This window comes from Pseudomonas sp. D3-27 (assembly GCF_051132165.1).
GTDB lineage: Bacteria > Pseudomonadota > Gammaproteobacteria > Pseudomonadales > Pseudomonadaceae > Aquipseudomonas.
Window position 1 is genome coordinate 487,544 of sequence record NZ_CP071667.1, and the last position, 14,660, is coordinate 502,203.

Consider the following 14,660-nt stretch of genomic DNA (forward strand, 5'->3'; position numbering starts at 1 on the left):
ACCCCTTTGTCAAAACGCAAAAAAAGCCCCTGGCGACCGAGTCGCCAGGGGCTTTTTCATTGCAGCGCGTATTACAGGCCAGCAGCGGCGCGCAGGGCGTCGGCGCGGTCGGTTTTTTCCCAGGTGAACGTGGTGAAGGTGTCGTCGCCCACGGTCTTGGTCTGCGGCGTGCGACCGAAGTGGCCGTAGGCTGCGGTGTCCTGGTACATCGGGTGCAGCAGGTCGAGCATAGTGGTGATCGCGTATGGACGCAGGTCGAACACTTCACGCACCAGCTGGATGATCTTGTCGTCGCCGATCTTGCCGGTGCCGAAGGTATTCAGCGAGATGGACGTAGGTTGGGCTACGCCGATGGCGTAGGAAACCTGAATCTCGCAACGCTCGGCCAGGCCGGCGGCGACGATGTTCTTGGCGACATAACGACCGGCGTACGCCGCCGAACGGTCAACCTTGGATGGGTCCTTGCCGGAGAACGCGCCGCCGCCGTGACGCGCCATGCCGCCGTAGCTGTCGACGATGATCTTGCGACCGGTCAGGCCGCAGTCGCCCACCGGGCCGCCAATGATGAACTGGCCGGTCGGGTTGATGTGGAACTGGGTGTCCTTGGACAGCAGTTCGGCAGGCAGCACGTGCTTGACGATCAGTTCCATCACGCCTTCGCGCAGGTCCTTGTAGGACACTTCCGGGTTGTGCTGGGTCGACAGCACGACGGCATCGATGCCGACGACCTTGCCGCCTTCGTAGCGGCAGGTCACTTGCGACTTGGCATCCGGGCGCAGCCAAGGCAGCAGGCCGGATTTGCGGGCTTCGGCCTGACGCTGGACCAACTGGTGCGAGAAGGTGATCGGAGCCGGCATCAACACGTCGGTTTCGTTGCTGGCGTAGCCGAACATCAGGCCCTGGTCGCCGGCGCCCTGGTCTTCTGGCTTGGCGCGGTCAACGCCCTGGTTGATGTCCGGGGACTGCTTGCCGATGATGTTCATCACGCCGCAGGTCGCGCCGTCGAAGCCGACGTCGGAGCTGTTGTAGCCAATGCCGAGGATCACGTCGCGAACGATCTGTTCCAGGTCGACCCAGGCCGAGGTGGTGACTTCGCCGGCGATGATCGCCACGCCCGTTTTCACCAGAGTCTCGCACGCCACGCGGGCGAACTTGTCTTCAGCAATGATGGCGTCCAGCACCGCATCAGAAATCTGGTCGGCGATTTTGTCCGGATGCCCTTCAGACACGGACTCGGAGGTGAAAAGGGAGTATTCGCTCATCTCGATGTTTTCCTACAAGTTACCGATGGTGAGTGTCGCCAGCCGGCCGCTGAAAATGGCGGACCTGTATCTGGAAACCATTACGTAAGCCTACATAGAGGCTTTCCCCGGGCACGAGGCCCGCAGCGGTGGCCCAACGGGCCAGATCGTCCTGTTCAAACCCCAGCCAGAGATCACCGCAGGCCTCCTTGGCCCAACTCTGGTTGTGGCTGCATAACTCTGTCACCAACAGGCTACCGCCCGGTTGCAGCAGGTTGGCCATGTGCTTGAGCGCGTCGGCCGGTGCGGCAAAGTGGTGGAGCACCATGTTCAATACAACGCAATCGGCCCGCAGGCTCACGCCGTTCAGGGCATCGGCCAATTGCAGGCTGACATTAGCCAGGGACTCGCGCTCACATACCTGGCGGGCCAGTTCGAGCATCGCCGGGCTGTTGTCCAACGCTGTCACCTGGCTGAAGCGACGCGCCAGTTCCGGCAGGAAAGCGCCGTCGCCGGGGCCGACTTCCATCGCCGTGGCACAGGGGCCGAAGCTCAGCTTGTCGAGCAGTGCCACGACGCTGTCACGGTATTGCGGCAGCCCGGCGATCAGGTCCTGCTGGGCGCGAAATTTCTCTGCTACTCGTGCGAAAAAATCCTGGCTGGCGGCGGCGCGTTGCCCGTGGACCTGGGCAATGCGGTCCTGTACCTCCATCGGCAGGTCCAGCTCGTCCACTTCTTCGAGCAGCGCGGCGTGCAGCTTGCCACCCAGAAGCTCGGTGTGGGGCAGGGCGCGCCGATAGAAGATCGCGTTGCCTTCGCGCCGCGTCGCCACCAGGTCGGCCTGGGCCAGGACCTTGAGATGATGGCTCATGCCGGACTGGCCAATGCCGAAGATCTGCGCCAGCTCCAATACACCGAACGAGTCGTTCGCCAGGGCGCGCAATACATTGAGCCGCAACGGATCGCCGCCGGCCTTGCAAAGGGCCGCCAGCTCATCGCTGTCATCATGGCGAATGGAAGGCACGCGTAAGTTCATGGGCGGCAGTCTAGTGACGGGCCTGGTCCATCGCAAGGCCAATATCAAAAAGTTTTGATATTGCTCGATAAATGGCACTTCCTTGCGTGTGCTTGACTCTACCCACCATCAGCGGAAAGGTTTCACCTGCCCGATGCGACTTTCTCCGCCGCAAATATCGCCTTTGGACGAGTATCTGATTGCCCCGGGGCGGGTGGGTGAGGGAAAATGCTCGCCTTTTCGTTATTCAAAACCCAGGAGATCAGCGATGCCCAGCCGTCGTGAGCGTGCCAATGCCATTCGTGCCCTCAGCATGGATGCCGTGCAAAAAGCCAACAGCGGCCATCCCGGCGCCCCCATGGGTATGGCGGATATCGCCGAGGTGCTTTGGCGCGATTACCTCAAGCACAGCCCGAGCAACCCATCGTTCGCTGACCGTGACCGCTTCGTGCTGTCCAACGGCCACGGCTCGATGTTGATTTACTCGTTGCTGCACCTGACCGGTTATGACCTGTCGATCGATGACCTGAAGAACTTCCGCCAACTGCACAGCCGCACCCCGGGCCACCCGGAATACGGCTACACGCCAGGCGTGGAAACCACCACCGGTCCACTGGGCCAAGGCCTGGCCAACGCCGTGGGCTTCGCCCTGGCGGAAAAAGTCCTGGCGGCGCAGTTCAACCGTCCCGGCCACAACGTCGTCGACCATCACACCTACGTATTCCTGGGTGATGGCTGCATGATGGAAGGCATTTCCCACGAAGTCGCTTCCCTGGCTGGCACTCTCGGCCTGGACAAGCTGATCGCTTTCTACGATGACAACGGCATCTCCATCGACGGCGAAGTCGAAGGCTGGTTCACCGATGACACGCCCAAGCGTTTCGAAGCCTACAACTGGTTGGTGATCCGTAACGTCGACGGTCACGACCCGGAAGAAATCAAGATCGCCATCGAGACGGCCCGCAAGAGCGCTCAGCCAACCCTGATCTGCTGCAAGACCACCATCGGTTTCGGTTCGCCGAACAAGCAGGGCAAGGAAGATTGCCACGGCGCGCCATTGGGTGCCGAGGAAATCGCCTTGACCCGTGCCGCGCTGAAGTGGGAACACGGCCCGTTCGAAATCCCGGCCGACATCTATGCCGAATGGGACGCCAAGGAAAAAGGCCGCGCGGCCGAAGCCGAGTGGGACCAGCGTTTTGCGGCCTATTCCGCCGAATTCCCTGAACTCGCCAACGAACTGGTGCGTCGCCTCAGCGGCGAGCTGCCGGCCGATTTCGCCGAAAAAGCTTCGGCGTACATCGCCGAAATCGCGGCCAAGGGCGAAACCGTCGCCAGCCGCAAGGCCAGCCAGAACACCCTGAATGCCTTCGGCCCGCTGTTGCCGGAGTTGCTGGGCGGTTCGGCCGACCTGGCTGGTTCCAACCTGACCCTGTGGAAAGGCTGCAAAGGCGTGACGGCTGAAGACGCCAGCGGCAACTACATGTACTACGGCGTTCGTGAATTCGGCATGAGCGCGATCATGAACGGCGTTGCCCTGCATGGTGGTCTGGTGCCCTACGGCGCGACTTTCCTGATGTTCATGGAATACGCTCGCAACGCCGTGCGCATGTCGGCACTGATGAAAAAGCGGGTGCTGTATGTGTTCACCCACGACTCCATCGGCCTGGGCGAAGACGGCCCGACCCACCAGCCGATCGAGCAACTGGCGAGCCTGCGCTGCACGCCGAACCTGGACACCTGGCGCCCATGCGACGCCGTGGAGTCGGCCGTGGCCTGGAAACACGCCATCGAGCGCAACGACGGCCCGTCGGCGTTGATCTTCTCTCGCCAGAACCTGCAACACCAGGTCCGCGATGCCGGCCAGATCGGCGATATCAGCCGTGGCGGCTATGTGCTCAAGGACTGTATCGGCGAGCCTGAGCTGATCCTGATCGCCACCGGTTCGGAAGTTGGCCTGGCCGTCCAGGCCTACGACAAGCTGACCGAGCAGGGCCGCAACGTGCGCGTGGTTTCCATGCCATGCACCAGCGTGTTCGATGCCCAGGACGCCGGCTACAAGCAAGCGGTGTTGCCACTGCAAGTCAGCGCGCGGATTGCCATCGAAGCCGCTCACGCCGATTACTGGTACAAGTACGTGGGCCTGGAAGGTCGCGTGATCGGCATGACCACCTATGGCGAATCGGCGCCTGCCTCGGCGCTGTTCGAGGAATTCGGCTTCACCCTGGACAATATCCTGGGGCAGGCTGAAGAGCTGCTGGAAGACTGATCCACATAAGTTGTCTGTTCTGCCATCGTCGGATCGCCGCCCGGAGCAAGCTCGCTCCCACAAGGATCTCCACCGACCCTGTGGGAGCGAGCTCGCTCCGGGCGGCGATCCGACGATAGCGGTGGTTCCGACGACGCAGCCTTTGGACTCACAGGTCAGAGAACCCCATGCCCCAACCGCGTCCCTACAAAGTTGCACTCAACGGCTACGGCCGCATTGGTCGTTGCGTCTTGCGTGCGTTGTTCGAGCGAGGGGCGAAGGCTGGGTTCGAGATCGTGGCCATCAACGATCTGGCCGACATGGCCAGCATCGAATACCTGACACGCTTTGACTCCACCCATGGCCGGTTCCCCGGCGAAGTGCGGGTCGAGGGCGACTGTCTGCATATCAATGGCGATTGCGTGAAGGTCCTGCGCAGTGCCACCCCCGAAGGCATCGATTGGGCGTCCCTGGGTGTCGACCTGGTGCTTGAATGCTCCGGCGCCTACAACACTCGCGACGATGGCCAGCGTTTCATCGCTGCGGGCGCGCCAAGGGTGCTGTTTTCTCAGCCGATGGCCAGCGAGGCGGACGTCGACGCCACCATCGTCTTTGGTGTCAACCAGGATTGCCTGACCGGCGAAGAGTTGCTGGTGTCCAACGCCTCATGCACCACCAACTGCGGCGTGCCGCTGTTGCGCCTGCTGGACCAGGCCATTGGCCTGGAATACGTGTCCATCACTACGATCCACTCGGCAATGAACGATCAGCCGGTGATCGACGCCTATCACCACGAGGACCTGCGCCGTACCCGCTCGGCCTTCCAGTCGGTGATCCCCGTGTCCACTGGTCTGGCGCGCGGCATCGAACGGCTGTTGCCGGAACTTGCCGGACGAATTCAGGCCAAAGCCGTGCGGGTGCCGACGGTCAACGTGTCCTGCCTCGACATCACGATGCAGACCGTGAGCGATACCGACGCCACCGAGGTCAACCGGATCCTGCGCGAAGCCGCCACCCGCGGCCCGCTCAAAGGCCTTCTGGCCTATACCGAGTTGCCTCATGCCAGCTGTGATTTTAACCACGACCCGCATTCGGCCATCGTCGATGCCAGCCAGACACGTGTTTCCGGGCCGAGGCTTGTGAACATCCTGGCGTGGTTCGACAACGAATGGGGTTTTGCCAATCGAATGCTGGACGTTGCCGAGCACTACCTGCAAACAGCTTCCAATAAACCTGCTCTCTAAACAGTTACCCAGGAATTGCGACCCATGACCGTGTTGAAGATGTCCGACCTCGATCTGCAAGGTAAGCGCGTACTGATCCGCGAAGACCTCAACGTCCCCGTCAAGGACGGTGTCGTCACCAGCGACGCGCGCATCCTGGCCTCGCTGCCGACCATCAAGCTGGCCCTGGAAAAAGGCGCTGCGGTGATGGTCTGCTCGCACCTGGGCCGTCCGACCGAAGGCGAGTTCTCGGCGGAAAACAGCCTCAAGCCTGTCGCCGACTACCTGAGCAAGGCCCTGGGCCGTGACGTGCCCCTGGTGGCTGATTACCTGGGTGGTGTCGACGTCAAGGCTGGCGACGTCGTGTTGTTCGAAAACGTGCGCTTCAACAAAGGCGAGAAAAAGAACGCCGATGAGCTGGCCCAGCAATATGCCGCCCTGTGCGACGTATTCGTGATGGACGCCTTCGGCACCGCGCACCGCGCCGAGGGCTCGACCCACGGCGTGGCGAAATTCGCCAAGGTCGCCGCTGCTGGCCCGTTGCTGGCTGCCGAGCTTGATGCGCTGGGCAAGGCCCTGGGCTCTCCAGCTCAACCGATGGCCGCTATCGTTGCTGGCTCCAAGGTGTCGACCAAGCTGGATGTACTCAACAGCCTGAGCCAGGTCTGCAACCAATTGATCGTCGGTGGCGGCATTGCCAACACCTTCCTCGCCGCCGCTGGACATCCCGTCGGCAAGTCGCTGTACGAGCCGGACCTGCTGGAAACCGCCCGTGAAATCGCCGCCAAGGTCAGCGTGCCGCTGCCGGTGGACGTGGTGGTCGCCAAGGAGTTCGCCGAGAGCGCCGCCGCGACGGTGAAGCTGATCGCTGATGTGGCCGAAGACGACATGATCCTCGACATTGGCCCGGAAACCGCAGCCAATTTCGCCGAACTGCTGAAATCCTCCCAGACCATCCTGTGGAACGGCCCGGTTGGCGTATTCGAATTCGATCAGTTCGGCAACGGCACCAAGGTACTGGCCCAGGCCATTGCCGAAAGCGCTGCGTTTTCCATCGCGGGCGGCGGCGACACCCTGGCCGCCATCGATAAATATGGCGTCGCCGAGCAGATCTCCTACATTTCTACCGGCGGTGGCGCGTTCCTCGAATTCGTCGAGGGCAAAGTGCTGCCTGCCGTGGAAGTCCTGGAAAGCCGGGCCAAGGCCTGAGGCGACGTTGACCAGGCAAAGGAGTGTTCCGATGGTCAAGACGTTCATGGCGCTGATGGCCGCGACGTTGCTGGTAGCCTGTTCCAGCAGCCCGCAAGGCACGGCGCCAGATAATACGGTGCCGGCGCCCGAAAAAGGCTGTTACCAGGCTGACTGGCAGGCCGAGACCAATCCGGTGCTGAACAAGCGCTCAGGACCGGACGGCCTGGATAAATACGAGACGCAAGCGCCGGTCAAGGAACATGGTTGCCCTTGACGGGTCAGACTCATTAGCTCATGGCGGGCGGCTCGGCCGTCAGCCGAGGAACACGGATGAAAGGCTTTGTCGCCGTTGTGGCGTTGGCATTGTTGGCCGGTTGCTCGCAACTGGGTTTTCTACAATCGTCCGAGCCCGTTGCAGAAGGCTGGACGAGTTGGACATGTGATAGCGGGGCCAAGGTGCTCTGGCGTTATACCGATGCAACGCGCAAGGAAGTGGATGTTCGCCTGGGCGGCGCAGACAAGGTCTACCGTCTCAAGCTTGAGCCGGGCGCTGAAGGATCGCTGTACAGCGATGACATGCTGGCGCTGCACGTCAAGGGTGAGGAAGGCCTGGCGTATTGGGTCGCCACCAATGACTTGATTGGGCGTGGCTGCAAGGCTGACTGATCTGCCGAAACCCAATGTGGGAGCGAGGATGCTCGCGAAAGCGATGCCTCAGGCAACAGAGATGTTGACTGCTAGGCCCTCATCGCGAGCAGGCTCGCTCCCACAGGGTTTCTTGTTTGTAGTGAGATTTTGTTTCATTGGACACGCAGATCGGGTCAACCCCCGATCCGCAATGACTTGAATAGCCGCCGCCGCTCCGGCAGGCTGGCACGATTAACGACCCTCGACCGGGAGAGATACACACAATGGCACTTATCAGCATGCGTCAGATGCTGGACCACGCAGCCGAGTTCGGCTACGGCGTCCCAGCCTTTAACGTCAACAACCTTGAGCAGATGCGCGCCATCATGGAAGCCGCTGACAAGACTGACTCCCCGGTAATCGTCCAGGCCTCGGCCGGTGCCCGCAAATACGCCGGCGCGCCGTTCCTGCGCCACCTGATCCTGGCAGCGATCGAAGAATTCCCGCACATCCCGGTGTGCATGCACCAGGACCACGGCACCAGCCCTGACGTCTGCCAGCGCTCCATCCAACTGGGCTTCAGCTCGGTGATGATGGACGGCTCCCTCGGCGAAGACGGCAAGACCCCGACCGACTACGAATACAACGTGCGGGTCACCCAGCAGACCGTCGCCATGGCTCACGCCTGCGGCGTTTCGGTGGAAGGCGAACTGGGTTGCCTGGGCTCGCTGGAAACCGGCATGGCCGGCGAAGAAGACGGCATCGGCGCCGAAGGCGTGCTGGATCACAGCCAGATGCTGACCGACCCGGAAGAAGCCGCGGACTTCGTCAAGAAAACCCAGGTCGATGCCCTGGCCATCGCCATCGGCACCAGCCACGGCGCCTACAAGTTCACCAAGCCGCCTACCGGCGATGTACTGGCGATCGACCGCATCAAGGAAATCCACAAGCGCATCCCCAACACCCACCTGGTGATGCACGGCTCGTCCTCGGTACCGCAAGAGTGGCTGGCGATCATCAACCAGTACGGCGGCGACATCAAGGAAACCTACGGCGTGCCGGTTGAAGAAATCGTCGAAGGCATCAAGTACGGCGTGCGCAAGGTCAACATCGATACCGATTTGCGCCTGGCTTCTACCGGTGCCATGCGTCGGTTGATGGCGACCAATCCGAGCGAGTTCGACCCGCGTAAATTCTTTGGCGCGACCGTGACCGCTATGCGGGATGTGTGTATCGCGCGTTATGAGGCGTTTGGTACTGCGGGTAATGCTTCGAAGATTAAGCCGATCTCGTTGGAAGCCATGTATCAGCGGTATTTGAAGGGTGAGTTGAACGCTAAGGTCAACTGAGGCTTCAACGTTGTGAGAAAAACCCGCAGTGATGCGGGTTTTTTAATGGGGCGGATTTGTGTGTATAGCCGGTGCTTGGGTTGGCCGCTTCGAGAGTGAGCTGGTTTTAATCGTCCAGTCCACTCTGCAAAGCGCCCTCAAAGTCTTGTCCGCCATAAAACACGCCCAGAATGGAAACCAGCTCGGCTTCAACAGCAAAGGCGATCACGGTCCGTTTACGGTAGTTTGTGATACGCAAACCCGGGCGTATCTCGTGCCTTTGGTTCCCTCGGTGCGGGAACGTCTGTAGTTCTTCACAGTAGGTCACGATGGCGTCGGTATACCGACGGGCCATTTCCGGCGAAGCCGCTGTGGCAATGTAGCGGTAGAGGGCAGCTAATTGCTCAAGGGCTTCCGGTGCAAACTCGACGGTGTAAGCCATTCACGGTTTCACAGTGGAATTTTCGTGCTCTGCCGCCAATCGGGAGCGCACCTGGTCCACGTTCAATGCTCGCGAGGGATCGGTTTTCAACGCGTCATAAGCTGGGGCCACTTGGCCTACGAGCCAGTTTTCCAACGCACGATCACGAGCTAGCAGTGCTCGGAGGCCATCCCGAATGACTTCGCTTTCAGTGGCGTACTCACCGGCAGCCACCTTGGCTTTCACTACGTCAGCCATCTGGTTAGGCAGCGTGATGCTGAACTGTTGAGTGCTACGCATGATGAGCCTCCTGGGTAAGATGGGATTTAATCCTACTCTGCTCAAAAGAATATGCACATGACCTCCTATCGTCCGATGACTTTGCCTGCGGATTAGGTGAGCTTGCTCGCGCTCGCGGTGTGTCAGTGGATATCACTGCTTTGCCGATTCGCGAACAGGCTCGCACACAGGGGACCTCTATTGGTCTTCGAGGCCGCGCTGTTCAATGACACCGAACACGTCCGTCACGTCTTGGTCGAGGATCCGGGCGACGTTCGTTAGGGTGTTGAAGTCGCCAGCAGCCGAGTCGCGCAAGGTGGCGCAGGCCATGAGCGTCAGGTAGTCGAGCGTGGCATGCAAGCGTCCGCTGGCGCAGGCGTGGAGCTCGGTCAGTGGGACGGTTTTATCGATGAACAGGACGGGCTGGGTGGTGGCGATCGGGGTGAGCGGAGTGAAGCGAGTGGGCAATTGTTCGGCTTTCATGACAAACCTCTAACTCAAATAGGTATTTGCCACCGTTCGCTGCGAAACAAATTTGGTGGCAGCCATGTGCGGGTTCGCAGACCGAGGAGTTAGAGAAACCCGGCAGACCCGAAGATCTCCCACACACAGCCGCCATGAAAAGCCGAGCATAGACAGGAGTGCCTATGTCGATTTCTGACGGTCGTGATTCTAACTCACACGGGCTGCGAAACCCTTGTCCACCAACCAAAGCCAGCAGACCCACCGAACTATAGAGCAGATTCCCAAGGCCAAAATCGGCCCTGTAGGACGCACCGGCCCCCTGTGGCGAGGGAGCTTGCTCCCGCTCGGGGGCGCAGCCCCCGCAAAACCGGTGCATGAGATGGGGCTGGCGGAAAGAAGGGGCCGCTTCGCAGCCCAGCGGGAGCAAGCTCCCTCGCCACATGGTGTAAATTCCTACGAGATTTTAGGACGTGAAAACTCAGGTGTTGTGATCGATATCCAGCACGCTGAACGTCACCTTCCCGCCTTCGCTGGTGTAGCCCGAGTTGTCCTGCACATATACCCCGGCCTTGAAGTACAACGGCTTGTCGCGCCAGGCGCGGCCGACGGTGGTGTACCAACTGTTGCCGGCCGCGGTGATGCCCAGGTCACCGGTACGATCGAGGTGAATCCGGTAGGAGAAGGACCGATTGAGCTTCACCCCCGTGGCGACGGTGATAACCCTGCCTTCGCTGTCATCGGGGCGCATGCGGACCTTGGCGACGATGTTCCCGGTGTCGCTGTCGTCCTTGTATTGGTATTCCAGCTTGACCATGGGTTTGCTGCTGTCCTTGGCATGGATCTGACCGATGACGATCTTGCCGCTGCTAGGTACTTGATTGACGGCGAGCGTTGCCCTCAGGAAGTTGTCGGCGTCTGGGTAGACCCAATTGCGCAACCTTCCGTCTTTATAGGTTTCGCGCAGTTCACTGCGCGGGTAGATCGCATTTTCAGTCTTGGAGCCCGTCACCGGCGACCAGAAATACACCGTGCTGCCTTGGGAATTGAAATACTTATCCTTGAACCCGTCCACCAGGCGCGGCGTTTCGATGGTTTTCGGCGGGCTGCCTTCGGGAATGCTCAGGTTCCAGGTTGCAAGATCGACCATGTTCGGATCCTTTCTGAGAAAAAGAAATGATTTACGCCACAGCCGGAGGCTCTAAGACGCGCTTTTGCTGAGGCCAGACGCAGGCGCGGACGAAAAATTGGCACGTTCGTCCGGCGAAGGGTTGGCGTCAGCAGACCGTCAGAGTGGCGTTTTGCGGTTTTGTGCCCGAGAGAAGGGACCGCTGGTCGAGAAATTGGATTTTCGAGGGAACGATTACACGATGGCCTTTTGACGCTTGTTGCGTGAAGACATCATGGGCCTGTTGAAACCGAGGGATGAAGGCGGGAACCCATCGCAGCGTCCCTGCTGCAATGGCGGCGGAGCGGGTCGGCGATCAAAGCGTGGTGTGCTTGATTTCCAACTTGCTGAACGTCACTTTCCCGCCTTCAGTGACATAACCGGTGTTGTCTTGCACGTACGCGCCTGCCTTGAAGTAGAGCGGTTTGACTTTCCAGCTTGGGTCAACGGTGGTGCGCCAGTTGTAACCCGCCGCGGAAATGCCCAACGCGCCCTTGGGGCTCAGGTGGATCATGTAGGAAAAGTTGCGGTTGAGCGTCACACCGGTAGCGACGGTGATGACCTGGCCCTCCTTGTCATCCGGGCGCATGCGCACTTTGGCGACGATGTTGCCGGTCGAACTTTTAGTCTTGTATTGGTATTCCAGCTTCACCATCGGGCTGTTGCTGTCCTTTGTGTGAATCTGGCCGATCACGATCTTGCCGGTGCTGGGCACCTGGTTGACCGCCACGGTCGCGCGTAAGGTGTTATCTGCCGCAGGGTAGAGCCAGTTGCGCAATCGTCCGTCGGGAAAGGTTTCCCGCAGCTCGCTCCGCGGGTAACTCGCGTTGGCCGTTTTGGTGCCGGTCACTGGCGCCCAAAAGAATACGGTGCCGGTTTCGGCGTTGAAATATTGGTCCTTGAACCCTTGGGCCAGGCGAGGGGTGTCGATGGTCATCGCCGGGCTGCCTTCGGGGATGCTCAAGTTCCAGGTTGCGAGATCGATCATGTCCAGGTTCCTACGTATCTGATGTAAAAGGTGCACGCCGTGTCGGGAGGCTTTAAACCGCCCTTTGAAGCGTCTCGAAACGCTGGATGGGGCTTTTTGTTGTTGACCGGTCGGCGAATGTTTGACGTCAATTGTTCGTCGAGTAGGTCATTGCAGTTTCTGTGCCTGGAGAGGGTGACCGTTAGTCGGCTATTTCGGGCTTTGTCTGGATGATGGCGCGATGACACCTACTGCTTTTCAAAATCCCGGTCTAGAGTGAGATCACTGTATGTTGTCCGCCTTGTTCCATAAGACGGACATGGCGCCCCGATAAGAGAAGCAGCATGGAATGCGCGCAACCCCCGTTTGGCGAAGACAGCTCCGTCCTTTTGATCGTTGATGACTACCCTGAAAACCTGCTCAGCATGCGAGCGTTGTTGCAGCGTCCGGATTGGCGGGTGATGACCGCCGCCTCTGGTGTCGAGGCGCTCAACATGCTCCTGGAACACGACATCGACCTGGTGCTGCTGGATGTGCAGATGCCGGACATGGACGGCTTCGAAGTGGCGCGCCTGATGCGTGGCAGCCAGCGCACGCGGCTTACGCCCATCATCTTCCTGACGGCCAATGAGCAATCCCAGGACGCGGTCATCAAGGGATACGCCAGTGGCGCGGTGGATTACCTGTTCAAGCCATTCGATCCACAGATCCTCAAGCCCAAGGTGCATGCCTTGCTGGAGCACCAGCGCAACCGGCGCGCGTTGCAGCGTCTGAGCCAGGATCTCGAGGCTGCCCGGGCCTTCAATGCCTCGGTGCTGGACAACGCCGCCGAGGGAATCCTCGTGGTGGATGAGAACGGATGCATCCGGTTCGCCAACCCTTCCACCTGCCGCTTGCTCAACGCCACCGCCGACCGGTTGCAGGGCTCGGCGTTCCTCGATTTCCTGCAAAAACCCCACATTCCCGAATGGCTTGATTCCGACATCCATACCGCCTACATGCGCGGCGAAACCTGGCGCTTGCACGATGCCGTGTTGCGTACCGCGCCTGGCCAGCAGGTGTCGGTAGCCTTGTCCTGCGCGCCATTGCCTGCGGAGCAGAGGGCGATGGTGGTCACGCTTCAGGACATGTCGGTGGTTCGTCATCTGCATCAGCAACTCGAATTCCAGGCTGTCACCGACCCCTTGACCGGCCTGCTCAACCGCAGGGGGTTCTATCAGACGGCGGAAAACCTGCTGATGCGCAGCGAGCGGCTGGAAAGCAACTGGGTGTTGCTGTACCTGGATCTGGATGGATTCAAGCGGGTCAACGATTCCCTGGGCCACGATGCCGGTGACCGGGTGCTGCGCTGGGTCTCGGAGCAATTGAAGACGTGCCTGCGTCCGTTCGACATCCTGGCGCGCCTGGGGGGCGACGAATTCACCGCGCTGCTGGATCTGGAACTGCCTGAGCAGGCGGCGAAGATTGCCGAAAAGCTCATCGAGCGGGTCTCGGTCTGCCAGCAGATCGACGGCATGGACGTGACGCTGGGGGCGAGCATTGGTATCGCGACCTATCCGGACTGCGGCTCCAACCTCGACGGTTTGCTGCGCGCCTCCGACATCGCCATGTACGAAGCCAAGCGTGCCGGCCGCCAGCAATACCGTTTCTACGACCATGAAATGAACGGTCGAGCCCGTTCACGGCTCATGCTCGAAGAGAGCGTGCGTTCGGCAATCGAGAACCGTGATTTCAACATGGTCTATCAGCCGCAGGTCAGCATTCGCGATGGGCGCACTCGCGGCTTCGAAGCGCTGTTGCGCTGGCAGCATCCGAGCGTCGGCGACGTGCCGCCAGGCTTGTTCCTGCCGTTGCTTGAGGAGGTACGGTTGATCAGCCGGCTGGGCAGCTGGATTTATCATCGCAGCGCGGCCCAGCGCAAAGTCTGGGAACGCATGTTCGCGGATGACCTGGTGCTGGGTGTGAGCCTTAGCAGTACGCAGTTCGGCATGCCGAACCTGGTCACCGAATTACGCCAGGTGCTGGAGCGCCATGCCTTGAAGCCCCGGCAACTGGAGGTTGAAGTGACGGAAGATGCGTTGATGCGCAACCCCGACGAGACCCATAAACAGTTGCGGCTGCTGCGTCACCTGGGCGTGCGGGTGGCATTGGACGATTTCGGTTCGGGCCCTTGCTCGCTGGCGCATCTGCGCGATCTTGAGCTCGATACCCTCAAGCTTGATCGGCATTTGATTGCCCGCTTGCCGGACTCGCCACGGGACGCCGCGTTGGCCGCCTCGGTGATCGATCTGTGCGGTCAACTGGGGTTGCGGGTGATCGCCGAGGGGGTTGAAACCGCGGCGCAGTACCAGTGGCTCAGGGATCACGGTTGTGAATATGTACAAGGTTTCCTGGTGGCCCGGCCCTTGATGGCCGAGGATACCGATGCCTTTGCCCGGCCCTTCGACTGGAGCGCGGTGCAGGCCTGAATTCGCTACACTGGCAACCTTTTTG

General features: G+C 60.5%; 14 protein-coding genes. 7 read left to right on the top strand and 7 right to left on the bottom strand.

Annotation, left to right across the window (positions count from 1 at the left end; translation table 11 throughout):
* Positions 1–71: 71 nt before the first annotated feature.
* Both metK and J3P92_RS02280 read right to left on the bottom strand, forming a co-directional pair.
* On the bottom strand, positions 72–1,262 hold the full coding sequence (metK, locus tag J3P92_RS02275) for a methionine adenosyltransferase (protein WP_030137860.1): 1,191 nt from the start codon (positions 1,260–1,262) through the stop codon (positions 72–74).
* A 19-nt stretch (positions 1,263–1,281) separates the two neighbouring features.
* Positions 1,282–2,277, bottom strand: a complete 996-nt coding sequence (locus J3P92_RS02280) for an ArsR/SmtB family transcription factor (RefSeq protein ID WP_420764985.1) — start codon at positions 2,275–2,277, stop codon at positions 1,282–1,284.
* A gap of 247 nt (positions 2,278–2,524) precedes the next feature.
* On the opposite strand from J3P92_RS02280, the gene tkt reads away from it, so the two are divergent.
* From tkt to fba, 6 genes are all read left to right on the top strand, one after another.
* On the top strand, positions 2,525–4,522 hold the full coding sequence (gene tkt / locus J3P92_RS02285) for a transketolase (RefSeq protein WP_420764984.1): 1,998 nt from the start codon (positions 2,525–2,527) through the stop codon (positions 4,520–4,522).
* 167 nt (positions 4,523–4,689) lie between these two features.
* Positions 4,690–5,745, top strand: a complete 1,056-nt coding sequence (gene epd / locus J3P92_RS02290; protein WP_420764983.1) for an erythrose-4-phosphate dehydrogenase — start codon at positions 4,690–4,692, stop codon at positions 5,743–5,745.
* Between the two features lie 24 nt (positions 5,746–5,769).
* A complete protein-coding gene (locus J3P92_RS02295; RefSeq protein ID WP_434649793.1) occupies positions 5,770–6,933 on the top strand; it encodes a phosphoglycerate kinase in 1,164 nt (387 codons plus the stop codon).
* A gap of 31 nt (positions 6,934–6,964) precedes the next feature.
* Positions 6,965–7,189: a hypothetical protein gene (locus tag J3P92_RS02300; RefSeq protein ID WP_420764981.1), complete on the top strand. Its 225-nt coding sequence runs from the start codon at positions 6,965–6,967 to the stop codon at positions 7,187–7,189.
* Between the two features lie 56 nt (positions 7,190–7,245).
* The gene (locus tag J3P92_RS02305) at positions 7,246–7,581 is read left to right on the top strand and encodes an MliC family protein (RefSeq protein WP_434609082.1); all 336 of its coding nucleotides are present in this window, start codon (positions 7,246–7,248) and stop codon (positions 7,579–7,581) included.
* A gap of 245 nt (positions 7,582–7,826) precedes the next feature.
* A complete protein-coding gene (gene fba, locus J3P92_RS02310; RefSeq protein WP_003177554.1) occupies positions 7,827–8,891 on the top strand; it encodes a class II fructose-bisphosphate aldolase in 1,065 nt (354 codons plus the stop codon).
* 106 nt (positions 8,892–8,997) lie between these two features.
* Here fba and J3P92_RS02315 read toward each other — a convergent pair whose 3' ends face one another.
* The 5 genes from J3P92_RS02315 to J3P92_RS02335 all read right to left on the bottom strand — a co-directional run bounded on the left by J3P92_RS02315 (position 8,998) and on the right by J3P92_RS02335 (position 12,188).
* Entirely contained in the window at positions 8,998–9,312 is a 315-nt protein-coding gene (locus J3P92_RS02315) for a type II toxin-antitoxin system RelE/ParE family toxin (protein ID WP_434561869.1), read from the bottom strand.
* Positions 9,313–9,591 carry a ribbon-helix-helix domain-containing protein gene (locus J3P92_RS02320; protein WP_420764978.1) on the bottom strand — a complete coding sequence of 93 codons (279 nt, stop codon included), beginning with the start codon at positions 9,589–9,591 and terminating at the stop codon, positions 9,313–9,315. It lies immediately after the preceding gene.
* A gap of 177 nt (positions 9,592–9,768) precedes the next feature.
* Positions 9,769–10,053 (bottom strand): fructose-bisphosphate aldolase, encoded by a 285-nt coding sequence (locus J3P92_RS02325; protein WP_434649795.1) that lies wholly within the window; start codon positions 10,051–10,053, stop codon positions 9,769–9,771.
* 460 nt (positions 10,054–10,513) lie between these two features.
* Positions 10,514–11,182 carry a polysaccharide lyase family 7 protein gene (locus J3P92_RS02330; RefSeq protein ID WP_420764976.1) on the bottom strand — a complete coding sequence of 223 codons (669 nt, stop codon included), beginning with the start codon at positions 11,180–11,182 and terminating at the stop codon, positions 10,514–10,516.
* Between the two features lie 334 nt (positions 11,183–11,516).
* Positions 11,517–12,188, bottom strand: coding sequence for a polysaccharide lyase family 7 protein (locus J3P92_RS02335; protein ID WP_434561871.1), 672 nt, complete (start codon positions 12,186–12,188; stop codon positions 11,517–11,519).
* Between the two features lie 323 nt (positions 12,189–12,511).
* On the opposite strand from J3P92_RS02335, the gene J3P92_RS02340 reads away from it, so the two are divergent.
* Positions 12,512–14,635, top strand: a complete 2,124-nt coding sequence (locus tag J3P92_RS02340) for a putative bifunctional diguanylate cyclase/phosphodiesterase (RefSeq protein ID WP_434649797.1) — start codon at positions 12,512–12,514, stop codon at positions 14,633–14,635.
* Positions 14,636–14,660: the final 25 nt, after the last annotated feature.